The organism is Bradyrhizobium sp. INPA03-11B, from assembly GCF_040446015.1.
GTDB lineage: Bacteria > Pseudomonadota > Alphaproteobacteria > Rhizobiales > Xanthobacteraceae > Bradyrhizobium > Bradyrhizobium macuxiense_A.
This window is the reverse complement of the sequence record NZ_JASGSR010000025.1, coordinates 1-13,760: the sequence shown is the minus strand read 5'-3', so window position 1 is coordinate 13,760 and position 13,760 is coordinate 1. Positions and strand designations below refer to the sequence as shown.

The 13,760-nt window shown below is 64.7% G+C and carries 12 protein-coding genes and 1 pseudogene; 8 read left to right on the top strand and 5 right to left on the bottom strand.

What is annotated here, in order from left to right; genetic code table 11:
• Nucleotides 1-47: 47 nt before the first annotated feature.
• Nucleotides 48-611: a nitroreductase gene (locus tag QMZ05_RS13080; RefSeq protein ID WP_353701118.1), complete on the top strand. Its 564-nt coding sequence runs from the start codon at nucleotides 48-50 to the stop codon at nucleotides 609-611.
• An 11-nt stretch (nucleotides 612-622) separates the two neighbouring features.
• Here QMZ05_RS13080 and QMZ05_RS13075 read toward each other — a convergent pair whose 3' ends face one another.
• The gene (locus QMZ05_RS13075; RefSeq protein WP_353701117.1) at nucleotides 623-3,106 is read right to left on the bottom strand and encodes an EAL domain-containing protein; all 2,484 of its coding nucleotides are present in this window, start codon (nucleotides 3,104-3,106) and stop codon (nucleotides 623-625) included.
• 238 nt (nucleotides 3,107-3,344) lie between these two features.
• On the bottom strand, nucleotides 3,345-4,415 hold the full coding sequence (locus QMZ05_RS13070; protein ID WP_353701116.1) for a hypothetical protein: 1,071 nt from the start codon (nucleotides 4,413-4,415) through the stop codon (nucleotides 3,345-3,347).
• A 272-nt stretch (nucleotides 4,416-4,687) separates the two neighbouring features.
• Here QMZ05_RS13070 and QMZ05_RS13065 point away from each other — a divergent pair, with 272 nt between their 5' ends.
• A complete protein-coding gene (locus QMZ05_RS13065) occupies nucleotides 4,688-5,722 on the top strand; it encodes a patatin-like phospholipase family protein (RefSeq protein WP_353701190.1) in 1,035 nt (344 codons plus the stop codon).
• Nucleotides 5,723-5,724: 2 nt separating this feature from the next.
• Here the strand turns inward: QMZ05_RS13065 and QMZ05_RS13060 are convergent, their stop codons facing one another.
• Together QMZ05_RS13060 and QMZ05_RS13055 are read right to left on the bottom strand one after the other, a co-directional pair.
• Entirely contained in the window at nucleotides 5,725-6,153 is a 429-nt protein-coding gene (locus tag QMZ05_RS13060) for a CBS domain-containing protein (RefSeq protein WP_353701115.1), read from the bottom strand.
• A 188-nt stretch (nucleotides 6,154-6,341) separates the two neighbouring features.
• Entirely contained in the window at nucleotides 6,342-7,130 is a 789-nt protein-coding gene (locus QMZ05_RS13055) for a rhomboid family intramembrane serine protease (protein WP_353701114.1), read from the bottom strand.
• Between the two features lie 493 nt (nucleotides 7,131-7,623).
• Here QMZ05_RS13055 and QMZ05_RS13050 point away from each other — a divergent pair, with 493 nt between their 5' ends.
• The 3 genes from QMZ05_RS13050 to QMZ05_RS13040 all read left to right on the top strand — a co-directional run bounded on the left by QMZ05_RS13050 (nucleotide 7,624) and on the right by QMZ05_RS13040 (nucleotide 10,527).
• The gene (locus QMZ05_RS13050) at nucleotides 7,624-8,178 is read left to right on the top strand and encodes a PAS domain-containing protein (protein WP_353701113.1); all 555 of its coding nucleotides are present in this window, start codon (nucleotides 7,624-7,626) and stop codon (nucleotides 8,176-8,178) included.
• A 129-nt stretch (nucleotides 8,179-8,307) separates the two neighbouring features.
• Nucleotides 8,308-10,041 carry an adenylate/guanylate cyclase domain-containing protein gene (locus QMZ05_RS13045; protein WP_353701112.1) on the top strand — a complete coding sequence of 578 codons (1,734 nt, stop codon included), beginning with the start codon at nucleotides 8,308-8,310 and terminating at the stop codon, nucleotides 10,039-10,041.
• A 63-nt stretch (nucleotides 10,042-10,104) separates the two neighbouring features.
• A complete protein-coding gene (locus tag QMZ05_RS13040) occupies nucleotides 10,105-10,527 on the top strand; it encodes a cupin domain-containing protein (RefSeq protein WP_353701111.1) in 423 nt (140 codons plus the stop codon).
• A 37-nt stretch (nucleotides 10,528-10,564) separates the two neighbouring features.
• Here the strand turns inward: QMZ05_RS13040 and QMZ05_RS13035 are convergent, their stop codons facing one another.
• Nucleotides 10,565-10,951, bottom strand: coding sequence for an ester cyclase (locus QMZ05_RS13035; protein ID WP_353701189.1), 387 nt, complete (start codon nucleotides 10,949-10,951; stop codon nucleotides 10,565-10,567).
• Between the two features lie 396 nt (nucleotides 10,952-11,347).
• On the opposite strand from QMZ05_RS13035, the gene QMZ05_RS13030 reads away from it, so the two are divergent.
• The 3 genes and pseudogenes from QMZ05_RS13030 to QMZ05_RS13020 form a co-directional block, all read left to right on the top strand.
• The gene (locus QMZ05_RS13030; RefSeq protein ID WP_353701110.1) at nucleotides 11,348-11,551 is read left to right on the top strand and encodes a DUF3311 domain-containing protein; all 204 of its coding nucleotides are present in this window, start codon (nucleotides 11,348-11,350) and stop codon (nucleotides 11,549-11,551) included.
• Nucleotides 11,552-11,751: 200 nt separating this feature from the next.
• Nucleotides 11,752-13,308 carry a monocarboxylate uptake permease MctP gene (mctP, locus tag QMZ05_RS13025; RefSeq protein ID WP_353701109.1) on the top strand — a complete coding sequence of 519 codons (1,557 nt, stop codon included), beginning with the start codon at nucleotides 11,752-11,754 and terminating at the stop codon, nucleotides 13,306-13,308.
• 246 nt (nucleotides 13,309-13,554) lie between these two features.
• Nucleotides 13,555-13,760, top strand: a pseudogene (locus QMZ05_RS13020) (hypothetical protein); the annotation flags it as partial.

The following is a 13,760-nucleotide window of genomic DNA, read 5'->3' as shown; positions in this document are numbered from 1 at the left end:
GTCGTGCCCCCATCTTGGGGGCACGACTCCACTTGAAGGACATTTCCGTGCCCGATGCCATTGAACTCCTGAAGACACGCCGCTCGATGAAACCGCGCGAGATGACCGGCCCGGGCCCGTCCGCGGCCGAGCTCGAGACCATCCTGACGATCGGCGCGCGGGTGCCCGACCACGGCAAGCTGACGCCCTGGCGCTTCATCGTGTTCGAGGGTGATGCAAGGGTGCGCGCCGGCGACGTGATCGCAAAGGTCTTCGCCCGCAAGAACCCCGGCGCGCCGGCCGCCGATATCGAGGTCGAGAAGAAGCGCCTGACCGACGCACCGCTGGTGATCGGCGTGGTCTCCTTCACCAAGCCGCACCCGAAGGTGCCGCCGTGGGAGCAGGAATTGTCGGCCGGCGCCAGCGCGATGAACATCGTCACCGCAGCGACCGCGCTCGGCTATGGCGCCTGCTGGCTGACCGGCTGGTTCGTCTTCGACCGCGACGTGCTCGACGGTCTCGGCCTGAAGCCGGACGAGAAGCTCGCCGGCCTGATCCACATCGGCACGCCGACCAGGCCGAGCGAGGACCGCCCGCGCCCGGCGCTGACGGATATCGTGACGCGGTTCTAAACCGCGCACAGCTACGCCGCCTTCGACGCGCGCTCCGCAAAGCTGCTCAGCAGGGCCGCGATCTCACTTCCCGGCTTGGCGGCGCTGAACAGGAACCCCTGCACCTCGTTGCAGCCTTCGGCGCGCAGCCAGTCGAGCTGGTCGGTCGTCTCGACCCCTTCCGCGGTCGTGGTGATCTTGAGGCTGCGGCCGAGGCCGGAGATCGCGCGCACGATCGCAAGGCAATCGGCGCGCCGCGCCAGATCCTTCACGAACGAACGGTCGATCTTGATCTTGTCGAACGGGAAGCTGCGCAGGTAGCTCAGGCTGGAATAGCCAGTGCCGAAATCGTCCATCGAGATGCTGACGCCGAGCTCGCGCAGCTGATGCAGGATCGCAAGGTTGGCTTCGGTCTCCGCCAGGAACACCGACTCGGTGATCTCGAGCTCCAGCCGCCGCGCCGGCAGGCCGGAATGCGCCAGCGCCGAGATCACGGCCTGGACCAGATTGCGGCTGCGGAACTGGACCGGTGACAGATTGACTGCAACCTTCACGTCGGCCGGCCACTTCATCGCCTCGGCGCAGGCTTCACGCAGCACCCATTCGCCGAGCGCGACGATCAGGCCGATGTCTTCCGCAACCGGGATGAACTCCGCGGGCGACACCATGCCCTTCTGCGGATGCCGCCAGCGCAGTAGCGACTCGAAGCCTGAGATGCGGTCGGCCGCGATATCGACCAGCGGCTGGTAGTGCAGCTCGAACTCGCCGTTCGTGAAGGCCGCACGCAGATCGCGCTCCATGTCGCGGCGCTTCTGCGCCTGCTGATCCATCTCCGGTTCGAAGAAATGATGCACGCCGCCGCCCTCGGACTTGGCGCGATACAACGCCATGTCGGCATTGCGCATCAATTCTTCCGACGTGGTGCCGTCGCCCGGCGACAACGCGATGCCGACGCTGGCGCCGACCACGACTTCGAGCCCGTCGATCGTATACGGCGCGCTCAGGGCATCGATCAGCCGCTCGGCGAACGCGCTCGCCTCGTTCGGCGAGACATCGGCGGCAAGCACGATCGCGAACTCGTCACCGCCGAGGCGGGCCGCCACATTGTCGTCGCGCACCACCTCGCGCAGCCGCTCCGCCACCAGCTTGAGCAGGCGGTCGCCCATCGGATGCCCGAAGGAGTCGTTCACGTTCTTGAACAGGTCGAGATCGATACACATCACCGCGACGCGCTTGTTGCCGCTTCGGCTGCGCTCCAGCGCCTCGCCCAGGCGCTCCTGGTAAAAGTCCCGGTTCGGCAGGTTGGTGAGACCGTCATGGTGCGCCATGTGCGCGATCCGCGCCTCGGCGGCGCGGCGTTCGGTGATGTCGACCACCGCGACCAGGTAGCCGTCGCGGCCCTCGAACGTCACCTTGCGCCCGAATGTCAGCACATGGATTTCGGTGCCGTCGGCCCTGATGTGGCGCCAGTCGCGGCTCGATTGATAGACGTCGCCGATCTCGCGCAGGGCGGCGCTGTGCACGCCCCACTCGTCCTCCGGCCAGATCTCGCGCAGCGTCATGCCCAGGAATCGATCGCGGCTGTACCCATAGTGCTGAACGGCCGCGTCGTTGACGCTGAGGAATTCCATCGTGACGGCGTCGAACACCCACATCGGCATCGGGTTGTTCTCGAACAGCAGGCGGAACGACACCTCGCGCTGCTTCAGCGCGGTGACGTCGGAGACGGTCAGCGACAGCATGTCGCCGAACGCCGTGACGCCGAGCCGCAGGCAGCGATCGCCGCTGTCGATCTCGAACTGGCCGCCGGGACCGCTTCCGACAAACGCGCGCAGGCGGTTCATCACCGGCGGCGCCGCGAGCGGATTGCCGCCGGCGCTGAGCCGGCGCCACAGCAATTCGGTTGCGGGCTGCATCAGGAGCTTGGCTGCGCCCTGGTTGAGATGAACGATCTGGAAATCGGCCGCCTCGCCCCGCGCATCGCGGATCGCGGCGAGTGACAGCACGCCCTCGTCGGTGGCCGAGAAAATCGTATCGAGCAGATTGTACTGGTCGTTGCGCTCGTTGACGTAGACGCCGACCAGGATGCCGCCCCAGCGCGACCGCGTCGGCAGCGCCAGCACGTCGAAAGTCCGCACCAGACCATCGCGCACGCAATGCGCCGACGCCAGATAAGGACGGCAGTTCTCGCGCGCGTTCGCGGCGGCCTCGGTCAACGCAGTCGCGCAGTCCGGCGGCAGTGCGCTGAGCGGAATGTCCCAGCGCTCGTCGTTCAGCCAGGTCTGCACATAGCGGCCGGTATGCGAAGCGCACAGCACGCCATCGACGTCGCGCAACAGCACGATATGATCCGCAAGCCGACCGAGGCTGCCGAGCATCACGTCTTCATAGTGCGGCAGCCTTTCGCCGGGACGGACCGCCGCCTGCCACTTGCGCTGCAGAACCGGAACGTCGGCGAACATCTCGGAATTGAACTTGGCCGGTGTCTTTGCAGATTTCTTGTTGGCCATGACCATGGCACGCCCCGTTGACGCGAACGACGAGCATGATCCGGAAAAAGTGCGAAGCGGTTTTCCGGAACGATCATGCTCAAACCAAAATCCCCGTGGCATCCAAGTCATGCCGCGGCTTAACGTCATGTAAAAATGGCAGCGCCGCGCGTCGCCGCCAGCGATTATGACAGCTCAAATTCGCGCGATGGTTAGTTTGCGTTAGAGACTATGACAGTTGCATGAAATGCAGTTCGGTCGGGCGTCAGCGCGCCACGACCTCGACTTCGCCGTCGACGCCGTTGACGACGTTGAACGGACGCTCGAACACCTTGCCCTCGTTCTTGGCGATCGCACGATACTCGCCTTCGGAGAGCACGACGCGCGGGAACGCGCCGATCGATTCCTTGATCACGTCGCCGCCCGGCGTGATCACCGACCACGCGGTGTTGGCGAGCGCCTCGCCGCCCTTCTCGCTGACCAGCTTGAGGGTGATGACGGCCGCGCGATGGGTGACGGTGACGTCGGTCAGCTTGCCTGCCCCGACGCGGATGTCGGAGCGCACCACCGAGTTGGCGTCGCCATAGTTGGAGACGATGTAGTAGGTCCCCTCCGGCAGCAGCGCGACGTCGCCGGCGGACACGTTAGGCACCAGCGGTCCGCGGTCCGAGCCGTCGAACTGGCTGCCCTTGTAGATCGCGAACGAAATCTGGTTGGCCGGGATCTTGCTCGAGCCGACCCGGCCTTCGATCCGCAGGCCTCCGGCCGGCAGCACGAACGACTCGCGGTCAGTCTCCGACTTCAGGCTGACGGCGCGCACCGCGCTGACGAGGCCGAGCGCGACATGGACGACATAGTTGCCCGGCGGCAGCACCACGTTGGGCGTCGCCCCGCGCTCCTCGCGGATCAGCTTGTAGGTGCCGTTATCGTCGGGCTTGTCGGCGAACACCCGCCACACCAGCCCGGCGTTGATGACCGGCAGGTCCTTGCCGTACCGCGCCGTCAGCGACAGCACCGCCTGCCCTGCGGTCGGCGAGCCGGCCGGTGGCGTGACCGGAGGCACGGTCGCAATCGACGGCTGGACGATGGTCGGCTGGGTCAACGGGCCGGGCAGAACGGGCCCCGAACCGGATCCGGACGGTGGCGCCAGATTGAGCGCCGGGCCGGACGGCACGTCCGGCACCGAGGCCGGCGGGATCGGCGGCGGCCGGTCGCTGAAGAACTGCGCCGAGGCGGAACCGGGGATCAGGGCGAGCAAAAATGCCGCAAGCGTCAATAGCGGAAGGAGCCGCATGCCCCGCCCGCATTCGCCGATGCCGTTGCCCCTCGTAGTCATGTCAATGCTTTTCAACGAAAACGCGGCAAATTCAAGCCTTCGTCGAAGCTTCGTCACAGTCCTGGCGGGGCTGTCCCCCCATTTGGAACCGCTCGATCAAGCTGATGTTAGCCCTATCGTCGCGGTCCAGTCACATTCCCTGCCTACCGCGGTCCACCCGGGCATGAATCGTGCCTTGTAGGGAATAACCATGAAGACGGACGACGCTGGCGCAGTTGTGTCGCGCAGCCTAGTCTCGCGCTGGCAGGAGATTTGTCGTGTTGGATAGCTGGATGGGCCGCGGCCACAAGAGCTCCGACGGCCCCGACAAGGTGGGACTGGGAACGGTTCGCCGGCCCGTGATCGGGCTTGCGCTCGGCGGCGGCGCAGCGCGTGGCTTTGCCCATATCGGCATCATCAAGACCCTGCTCGCCCATGGCATCGTCCCCAACGTCGTGGTCGGCACCTCGATCGGCTCGGTGGTCGGCGGCGCCTATGCGGCCGGCCATATCGACACGCTGGAACAATGGGCCCGCAGCCTGCAGCCGCGCAGCGTGCTCGGCTACCTCGACATCCGCCTCAACGGCTCCGGCCTGATCGGCGGCACCAAGCTCGCCGCCGAGATCGAGGCGGCGCTGGGGCAGTCCAACATCGAGGACCTCGCGGTCAAGTTCGCCAGCGTCGCGACCGAAGTTCGCACCGGGCACGAGATCTGGATAACCCAAGGCCGCGTAGTGGACGCCATGCGCGCTTCCTACGCCCTGCCCGGCATCTTCGCACCGGTGCTGATCGGCGACCGCTGGCTGGTCGACGGCGCGCTGGTCAATCCGGTGCCGGTTTCGGCCGCCCGCGCCCTCGGCGCCGAGATCGTCATTGCGGCGAACCTCTCCAGCGACGTGTTCGCGCACTCGACCACGATCTATAATCACGGCGCCACGGCACCCGCACCCGAGGTGACGGTCGCGGTGACCGCCGACGCAGAGATCGAACCGGAACCGCCGAAGCGCCGATTTGGCCGCTTCTTCTCCGCCGAACGGACCGTGAAGCGGGAGTTTTTCGGCAGCGCCAGCCGGCCCGGGATCTCGAGCGTCATGGTCGACGCCTTCAACATCATGCAGGACCGCATCACCCGTGCGCGCCTCGCCGGCGATCCGCCTGACATGCTGATCTCACCGCGGGTCGGCCAGATCGGCTGGTTCGACTTTCACCGCGCCGACGACCTGATCGCCCACGGCATCCGCGCGGCCGAACGCGCCATCAGCGCGATCGAGGAAGCGATCGATATCCTGGTGCCGCCGTCGACCGGCCCGGGCACGACCGGGAAATAACCTCAGGCGGTCTTGATGTAGTCGCGCAGCGCCTCCTGCTCGCGCTCATATTCCTCCACGCGGCTCTTGACGATGTCGCCGATCGAGATCAGCCCGACCACCTTGCCGTCCTCGACGACAGGCAGATGGCGGAATTTGCCTGTCGTCATCATCTCCATGATGCCGCTGACCGTATCGGACTGGCGGCAGCTCACGACCTTCTTGGTCATGACCGCGCTCACCGGCTCGTCCAGCACGCCCGCGCCGCGCTCCGAGAGCACGCGCACGATGTCGCGCTCCGACAGGATACCGTCCATCCGGCCCTGCTCCATCACCAGCACGGCGCCGATCTTGCGCTCGCCGAGCAGCTTGACCGCAGCCGAGAGCTTCGCGCCGGGCGCGACGCTCATGACTTGATGGCCCTTTGCATCGAGAATGGAACGTACCGTCATTGTCGTCTCCCTGAATCCGTTCGCGCCCCGCTTGAGCGGGCCGCGCCTGTTCGCCAGAGTCTTCAATCAACAGTTCCGCGCCGATTTCGGTTCCGGGGCGCGGTCAGTAGCTGGGCTCGATTGGTCGGCCCGCTTTGTTCTGTGTCGCAAAGATGATGGAGGAATTCGAACCGAGCCGCAAGCGGCGATCAGACGCGGCCGGACTGGTCCACCGGCGACGCATCTGCAGCATCGTCTCGCGCCCGCGGGATCGGATCGAACAGCGAGAACAGCAACAGCCCGGCGAGGAAGCCGCCGATATGCGCCTGCCAGGCGACGCTCGCCTCCTCACCGCCGAGCGACAGCGAGGTGGCGCCGAACAGGATATTGACGCCGAACCAGATCGCCAGGAATGCAAGCACCCGTCCGTTGCGCAGCGCCCGCCACAGCGACAGCGCGGGCACCTTGGCGGCCGCCTCGGCATCGCCGCGACTGAACGACAGGAAGCTGCCCTTCGCGAAGGCGAAGCGGATCGCCGCCGCCATCGTCCCCGACACCGAGGCCGATGCGCCGATCATCGGCGCGATCGCATGCTCATGGGTCAGCAGATGCGCGAGCGCACCGGCGGCCGCCGTCACCGCCATGAAGACGAAGAAGCGCACGGCGCCGAAACGCCGCGCCAGCGCGCTGCCGAACGGCAACAGCCACAGCACGTTGAAGCCGATATGGGTGAGGTTGGCGTGCAGCAGCGAATAGGTGACGAAGGTCCAGACCTTGGCGCCCTCCCCGCCCGGGAAGGTGATGTCGAGCAGCGTCGAATCGTAGCGCTTCGGGATGAAGCCGAAGACATCGATGGTCCAGTTCTCCATCTCCGGCGGCAGCAACACGCGCAGATGGATCACCGCGATCAGGAGGATGTAGGCAGTGAGCGCCGCCGGCAAGGTCAGGATCGGCTCGCGCGGCGGCGCCTCGAGCGGGGATTCGGGATGGGAGTCCAAGGGGGTCGGCGACCTCGAAAGCGGCTGTGAATCAGAGATAGGCGGCTTTCACGCCCCTGTGCAAGTGCACAATCCCGAAATCGGACACAGGGTTGCCGCACGGTGCCGGAATCGAGACAAAAGAAAAGGGAGGGCGCTGAGAACACCCTCCCTGATCGGCTGGTCTTCTCGTGCCCCTGGAGGGATCAGGGAGAACATCCCCACCCCTCCCCGCACGATGACCAAACTGTTTGACGCCACCTGTGTACCAACCACGCCGGCGCTTGGGGCAGCCGGCGAATGTGAACGCGCGGACCCTACGTTGGAGTTCCTGGGACGCCAAGGACATAGTTAAATTTACGTTAACAACACAAAGCTGCCGATAAGCCGCCCAAAGCGCGGCCGCGGCATGGACGCTGCACAGCCTTCCCTGCACAACAGAGAAGGGAAGGCGCCTGAGCAAAACCGGGACAGAAGTGTCCCGCCGAGCCAGGCGCCGGGCAAGGTTCTTTAGATGAAACACAGCTCCAGCCGCGAATTCTTCGCCTATTGGAATGCGAAGCGCGGCACCGCGCGTGCACCCGACCGGAGTGAGTTCGAGCCGTCCGCAGTGCGCGAGCTGCTCTCCGACATCTTCGTGCTGTCCTACGACGGCGAGACCCGCTTCCCCTTCCGCGTCGCCGGCACCCGGACCTCCGCCCTGCTCGGCTGCGACCTCAAGAACCGCAGCTTTTCCGCCCTGTTCACCGGCGAGAGCCGCGGCGAGATCGAGGACATCATCACCTGCGTGGTCGAAGAGACCCTGCCGGCCATCGCCGGCATCACCGCGACGACCGAAACCGGCTCCAAGGCGCATCTCGAATTGCTGCTGCTGCCCTTCACCGCCCGCGTCCATATGCCGGCGAGCCTGACCGGCCTGCTCGCCCCGTTCGAGGACGACGTCACCCGGCTGCACGAATTGGTCCTGACCTCGTGGCGTTACCTGCATCCGCAGGAGCGGTTCGTGCCGCGCACCCTGCGCAAGCTCGCGATCGCGCGCGGCCTGATGGTCTACGAGGGCCTGCGCTAGTCCCTGACGCCTGCTTGGCGACGGGATGGCAGGAACCGGTCGCTTGCACCGCGGGCCGTGGAACTCTATTAGCTGGTGCGCCGCCACGGCGGGGGTGACCCGCCCATTGCAGTTGCGGCGGGGCTCGGCATGTTTCGAAATTCGATCAGGCAGAAGATCGTCGGCATTGCCGCGGGACTGATCGTCCTCGCGGTGATCACCTCACTGCTGTCCATGGTGATGGCGGGCCAGGTCGGCCATCTCCTGGACGAACTCACCAACCGCTATATCCCGGCCTACGGCCACCTCGCCCGCGTCAACATCCGCTCGCTGGAGCGGTCCCTGGCGATGCGCCGGATGATGATGGCCAAGATGCAGGCGCCGGGCGAAGACGGCGGCTATGCGGCGGCGCGCAAGACCTTCGACGAGATCGAGCCGACGATCAAGCGCGAGGCCGATGCCGCCCGCGTGCTGATCGATGCGATCATCGCCGATCCGTCGACGCCATCAGACAATGCAGCGCTCGGGCGCCTCGATGACCGCATCGACAATGCCGTCAACGATCTCCTGATGCGCCTGAATGCCGAGAACAAGACGCTGCTCGAGCAACTCGATGCCCAGGAATTCGCGGCCGCGAAAGCAACCACGCTCCGCGCCGATGTGTTGCGCGACGACTTCAGCAACAAGATCGAAGGCATCCGCGCCGACATGCTGGCGCAGGTCGCCTCGGCCGCTGCGAAGGTGATGAGTGCCCAGCAACGCGCGATCATCATCTCCGGCGTCGTGACTGCGATTGCCGCGATCCTCGGCTTCGTGTTCGCGATGCTGGTCGGCAGCGGCATCACCCGCCCCGTGATGCGCCTGCTCGAGGGCACCCGCGAGGTCGAGGCCGGCCGCCTCGACGGCGCCATCGCCATCACGACCCAGGACGAGATCGGCCAGTTATCGGCGGCCTTCAACCGTATGATCGAGACGCTGCGCCACAACCAGCGCATCCGCGAAACCTTCGGCCGCTACATCAATCCGCGGATCGCCGAGGGCCTGCTCGAGCAGCCGGCGGTCGCCGCCACCGAAGGCCAGCGCCGCATCATGACGGTGATGTTCTGCGACATGAAGGGCTTCACCAGCCTGAGCGAAGGCGTGACGCCGCGCGGCCTCGTCAAGATCATGAACCTCTATCTGTCGACGATGTCGGCGCCGGTCCACGCGCATCGCGGCATCATCGACAAATATATCGGCGACGCCATCATGGCCTATTGGGGCGCCCCCTTCGTCGAGGAAGCCGAGCAGACCCACCTCGCCGCACTTGCGGCCATCGACATGGTCGGCCAGGTCAACCAGCTGCGCAAGGATCTGCCCGAGCTGCTCGGCGTGCGCGCGATCCCCGCCGACTGCGACATCAGGATCGGGATCGCTACGGGCGAAGCGCTGGTCGGCAGCATCGGCTCCGAATTCATGATGAGCTACACCGTGCTCGGCGACACCGTGAACCTCGCCTCGCGGCTGGAAGGCGCCAACAAGTTCTACGGCAGCCGCACCCTGATCTCGGAGGCGACCGCCGCGGCCTGCGCCACCACCATCGAGCTGCGCGAGATCGATCGTCTCGTCGTCGTCGGCCAGACCCAGCCGGTCGCCGTGTTCGAGATCATCGGCAAGAAGGACGAGCTGTCGCCGGCGCAGACCGAACTGCGGCAGCATTACGCGGACGGTCTCGCCGCCTATCGCGAGCGCCGCTGGGACGATGCCGAACTGGCCTTCGCCGCTGCGCTCGCAGCTGCGCCGAACGATGGACCATCGGCCGCGCTGAAGGCGCGGGTCATGAGTCTCCGGCGGAATCCGCCAGCAGCCGATTGGGACGGTGCGTGGCACCTGGAGTCCAAGTAGAGTTACTCGCCGGCGTCACGTCGCGCCGTCGCATTCCTGCACACAGCCATGTACGAGACCATCATGCCCGAACTGATCAATCTCGGCGACTTGCAATTGAATTTCCTGCAGAGCAAGGAGACCACCGGCGGTAGCGTCGACCTGTTCGAGATGACGCTGCAGCCGAACGCGCGGATGCCGATCCCGCATTATCACGAGAGCTGGGACGAGACGATCTACGGGCTGTCGGGCGTCTCGACCTGGCGGGTCGACGGCAAGGACATCGACCTCGGCGCCGGCGACACGGTGTTCATCAGGCGCGGCATCGTGCACGGCTTCACCAACCGCTCGAACGGTCCCGCGAGCTGTCTCTGCATCTTGAGCCCCGGCGCACTCGGCCCGCAATACTTCAAGGAGATGGCAGCGCTGCTGAGCAGCGGCGCACCCGATCCGGCGAAGATGAAGGAAACCATGCTGCGCTACGGACTGGTACCCGTGGCGCCTTGAGGGCGTCCCGACAGGTTCAGCACGCGCACACTCCCATTCATAACTGAGCCTCAATCGCCGTCTTGTCGATCACCGACCAGACCTCCACGATCTTGCCGTCACGGAATTCATAGAAAACGTTCTCGCTAAACGAGACGCGCCTGCCGTCGACGTCGAGTCCGAGAAATCTCGCCTTCGGCGAACAGTCGAACGCCAGCCGGCACGCAACATGGGACGCATCCGACACCAGCAGTGCGATGTTGAATCGAAGGTCCGGGATGTCGCGAAAATCCTGCTCCAGCATCCCGCGATAGCCCGACAGGCCGAGCCGCCGGCCGTTGTGGCACACGTCATCATCCACGAACCGTCCCAACACCGACCAGTCCTGTCGGTTGAGGCAGGCAATGTAGTCTCGATAGATGTCGGAGAGGTCAGTCTTGCTCATGGCCTCGTTTCCATTCTCATCCATGTGTGCCGTCAACCGGCCCCCCATAAGAGAGCGGCGACGCACCGTCCACGATATGCCGGGACGATGCTGCGCGTGCGAACAAACCCATAGCCGGGTTCTGACTAACGGAATGACATGGATTAGGAACCAAAGTTCCGCGAAAGTCATATACTGGACGGCCGCGGCGCGTTGCTGTGGATCGCTTTTCAGCTCGTGGATGCTGCAAGAGAGTTGATCGGCTCGCCGTCATCCTAAGACGAGCCTCGTCGCTCGCGGGATCAGGCACGGCATCGGTGATTGATCGCCGAGCCGCCAGCGAGTTTTCGAACCACGCAGCGATCGCGCTGGCGAGAGCAACATCAAGAGGAGCCCGGCTTCCTCCGAGGAGGAATCGTGAATCAACATACCAGACGAACAGAATGGAGCTGGTGGTATCTGCTCCTTCTCATTCAGTTCATCGCAGTGCTCTGGCCGCCATTCTACAACAGGATCGAGCCATCCTGGATCGGCATGCCCTTCTTCTACTGGTACCAACTTCTTTGGATCATCATCGGAGCCTTCCTGACTGCGATTGTCTACTTTGCAACCGAGGACTAGAGCATGATGCGGAAAAACATGAAGCGGTTTTTTGCCTCGCGACAAACGCGGAACGCGTTTGCGCGAGATCATGGCCAAACAAGGAGCTAAGACGATTCAACGTAATCTCATCGTGCCGCGCACCGATACAACGCCGGGCCGGACTGCCGAGATGAGGAGAAAGCGACGAGGTAACGAGGAGGGCTAACCGGGAGGGTGACGTGCAGAACGTGAACTGGACCGCCTTCATCATTTTCGTGGTGCTGTTTGCCTTCATCACTTGGTTGGGCTTTGCCGCGGCCCGCTGGCGCCAGGGAGACCTCGACCTCTTGCATGAATGGGGGCTCGGAGGACGTCGTTTCGGCACCATCGTCACCTGGTTTCTGATCGGCGGCGACCTCTACACGGCTTACACGTTCGTTGCCGTTCCGGCACTCGCCTTCGGGGCCGGCGCAATTGCGTTTTTCGCGGTCCCCTACACGATCGTCGCCTACCCCATTCTCTTCCTGGCCTTTCCGCGGCTGTGGTACGTCTGTCACAGGCACAATTACATCACCGCCGCCGACTTCGTGCGCGGGCGCTTCGGCAACCGCTGGCTCGCGCTGGCAGTCGCGGTGACTGGCATCGTGGCGACGATGCCTTACATCGCGCTGCAACTTGTCGGGTTGCAGGTCGTGATCGGAGGCCTGGGCATTTCGGGAGAGGGTTACGCCGGGGACCTGCCGCTCGTCATCGCCTTTATCATCCTCGCGGCCTTCACTTACTCGAGCGGGCTGCGAGCCCCCGCCTCGATCGCCGTTGTCAAGGATATCCTCATCTATGTGACCGCATTCGCCGCGGTCGTCGTCGTGCCGATACAGCTGGGCGGCTTTGAGAAGATCTTTGCGGCCGTACCGGCCTCGAAACTGCTGCTGGCTGCTCCCGGCGCCAACACGACCGGCGCATATGGGGCTTACGCGACACTGGCGCTGGGATCGGCGCTTGCGCTCTTCCTCTATCCGCACTCCATCACCGGGATCTTCGCTGCAAGCAGCGGCCGCGCCATCCGTCGCAACGCCGCACTGCTGCCGGGCTATTCGTTCATGCTCGGTCTGCTCGCCCTCATCGGCTTCTTTGCCATCGCCGCAGGCGTCAGCGAACTTCCCGAATATGCGGCCGGCTTCAAGCAGTTCGGCAACAACTTTGCAGTGCCGGCACTGTTCCTCCATAGCTTCCCCTCATGGTTCGTGGGGATCGCATTCGCGGCCGTCGGGATCGGAGCTCTCGTCCCGGCGGCGATCATGTCGATTGCCGCGGCCAACCTCTACACGCGCAACATTCATCGCGAGTTCATCAATCGACAGCCGACCGACAGGCAAGAAGCGCAGATGGCAAAGTGGGTATCGCTAATTGTCAAGTTCGGCGCGCTGGTCTTTATCCTCTTCCTGCCGTCCAAGTTTGCGATTTACCTGCAGCTCCTCGGTGGCATCTGGATCATCCAGACGCTGCCCTCGGTTCTGCTGGGCGTGTATACTCGCTGGTTCAATGATTGGGCATTGCTGATCGGTTGGGCCGCCGGAATCACCACCGGCACCGCGATGTTCATCGCTGCAAAACTTGCCCCGACCTATGCGCTTGCGGTCGGCACCTTCACCTTCCCGGGCTATGCGGCGCTTTACGCAGTGATCGTCAACCTCGGCCTGACAGTTGTGCTCACCCTGCTGCTCACCTGGCTGGGCGCCGGTTCGAGCGACGAGACCGCGGCGGCCGAATATCATGCGCCGTCGCCGACGGCGTAATCCACGGCCTCAGCCGGCAGACACAAAGCATCACGCCCGGCAACTAACACGGATGTTAGTTTCTGACTGCCCACTCCAGGACCGTAACACCGCGTGTGCGACACGCGACGCCGCTCGCGCCAGAAGGGCAGCGCGATTGCCAGATTCTTTCCCGCAATATTTTTCTTGGAGAATGGGGAATGCCACCCGTCACGCGGAGTTGTTGATTCAGGTCAACGACTGGCCTGTTCGAATTGGGAGGTTTGCATGATCCGGTCACCGATGAGGCTCGCAACGCATGTGGCACTCCTGACAGTGCCGCTCATCCTGCTCCCGCCACAAAGCGTCATTGCCGCGGGAGGTGGCGGTGGTGGTGGTGGAGGAGCAGGCGGCGGAGAGCTCTACGGGTCGAGCTACAGCACCCCCACCCCGCCGTCCTACCCTCAGGAGAAGGGCAAGCGGACCACGCAGAA

Excerpts from the sequence above, each read along its gene's own strand:
- QMZ05_RS13075 (WP_353701117.1), bottom strand. The coding sequence starts at position 3,106 with ATGGTCATGGCCAACAAGAAATCTGCAAAGACACCGGCCAAGTTCAAT.
- QMZ05_RS13070 (WP_353701116.1), bottom strand. The coding sequence starts at position 4,415 with ATGACTACGAGGGGCAACGGCATCGGCGAATGCGGGCGGGGCATGCGG.
- QMZ05_RS13065 (WP_353701190.1), top strand. The coding sequence starts at position 4,688 with ATGGGCCGCGGCCACAAGAGCTCCGACGGCCCCGACAAGGTGGGACTG.
- QMZ05_RS13060 (WP_353701115.1), bottom strand. The coding sequence starts at position 6,153 with ATGACGGTACGTTCCATTCTCGATGCAAAGGGCCATCAAGTCATGAGC.
- QMZ05_RS13050 (WP_353701113.1), top strand. The coding sequence starts at position 7,624 with ATGAAACACAGCTCCAGCCGCGAATTCTTCGCCTATTGGAATGCGAAG.
- QMZ05_RS13045 (WP_353701112.1), top strand. The coding sequence starts at position 8,308 with ATGTTTCGAAATTCGATCAGGCAGAAGATCGTCGGCATTGCCGCGGGA.
- QMZ05_RS13040 (WP_353701111.1), top strand. The coding sequence starts at position 10,105 with ATGCCCGAACTGATCAATCTCGGCGACTTGCAATTGAATTTCCTGCAG.
- QMZ05_RS13035 (WP_353701189.1), bottom strand. The coding sequence starts at position 10,951 with ATGAGCAAGACTGACCTCTCCGACATCTATCGAGACTACATTGCCTGC.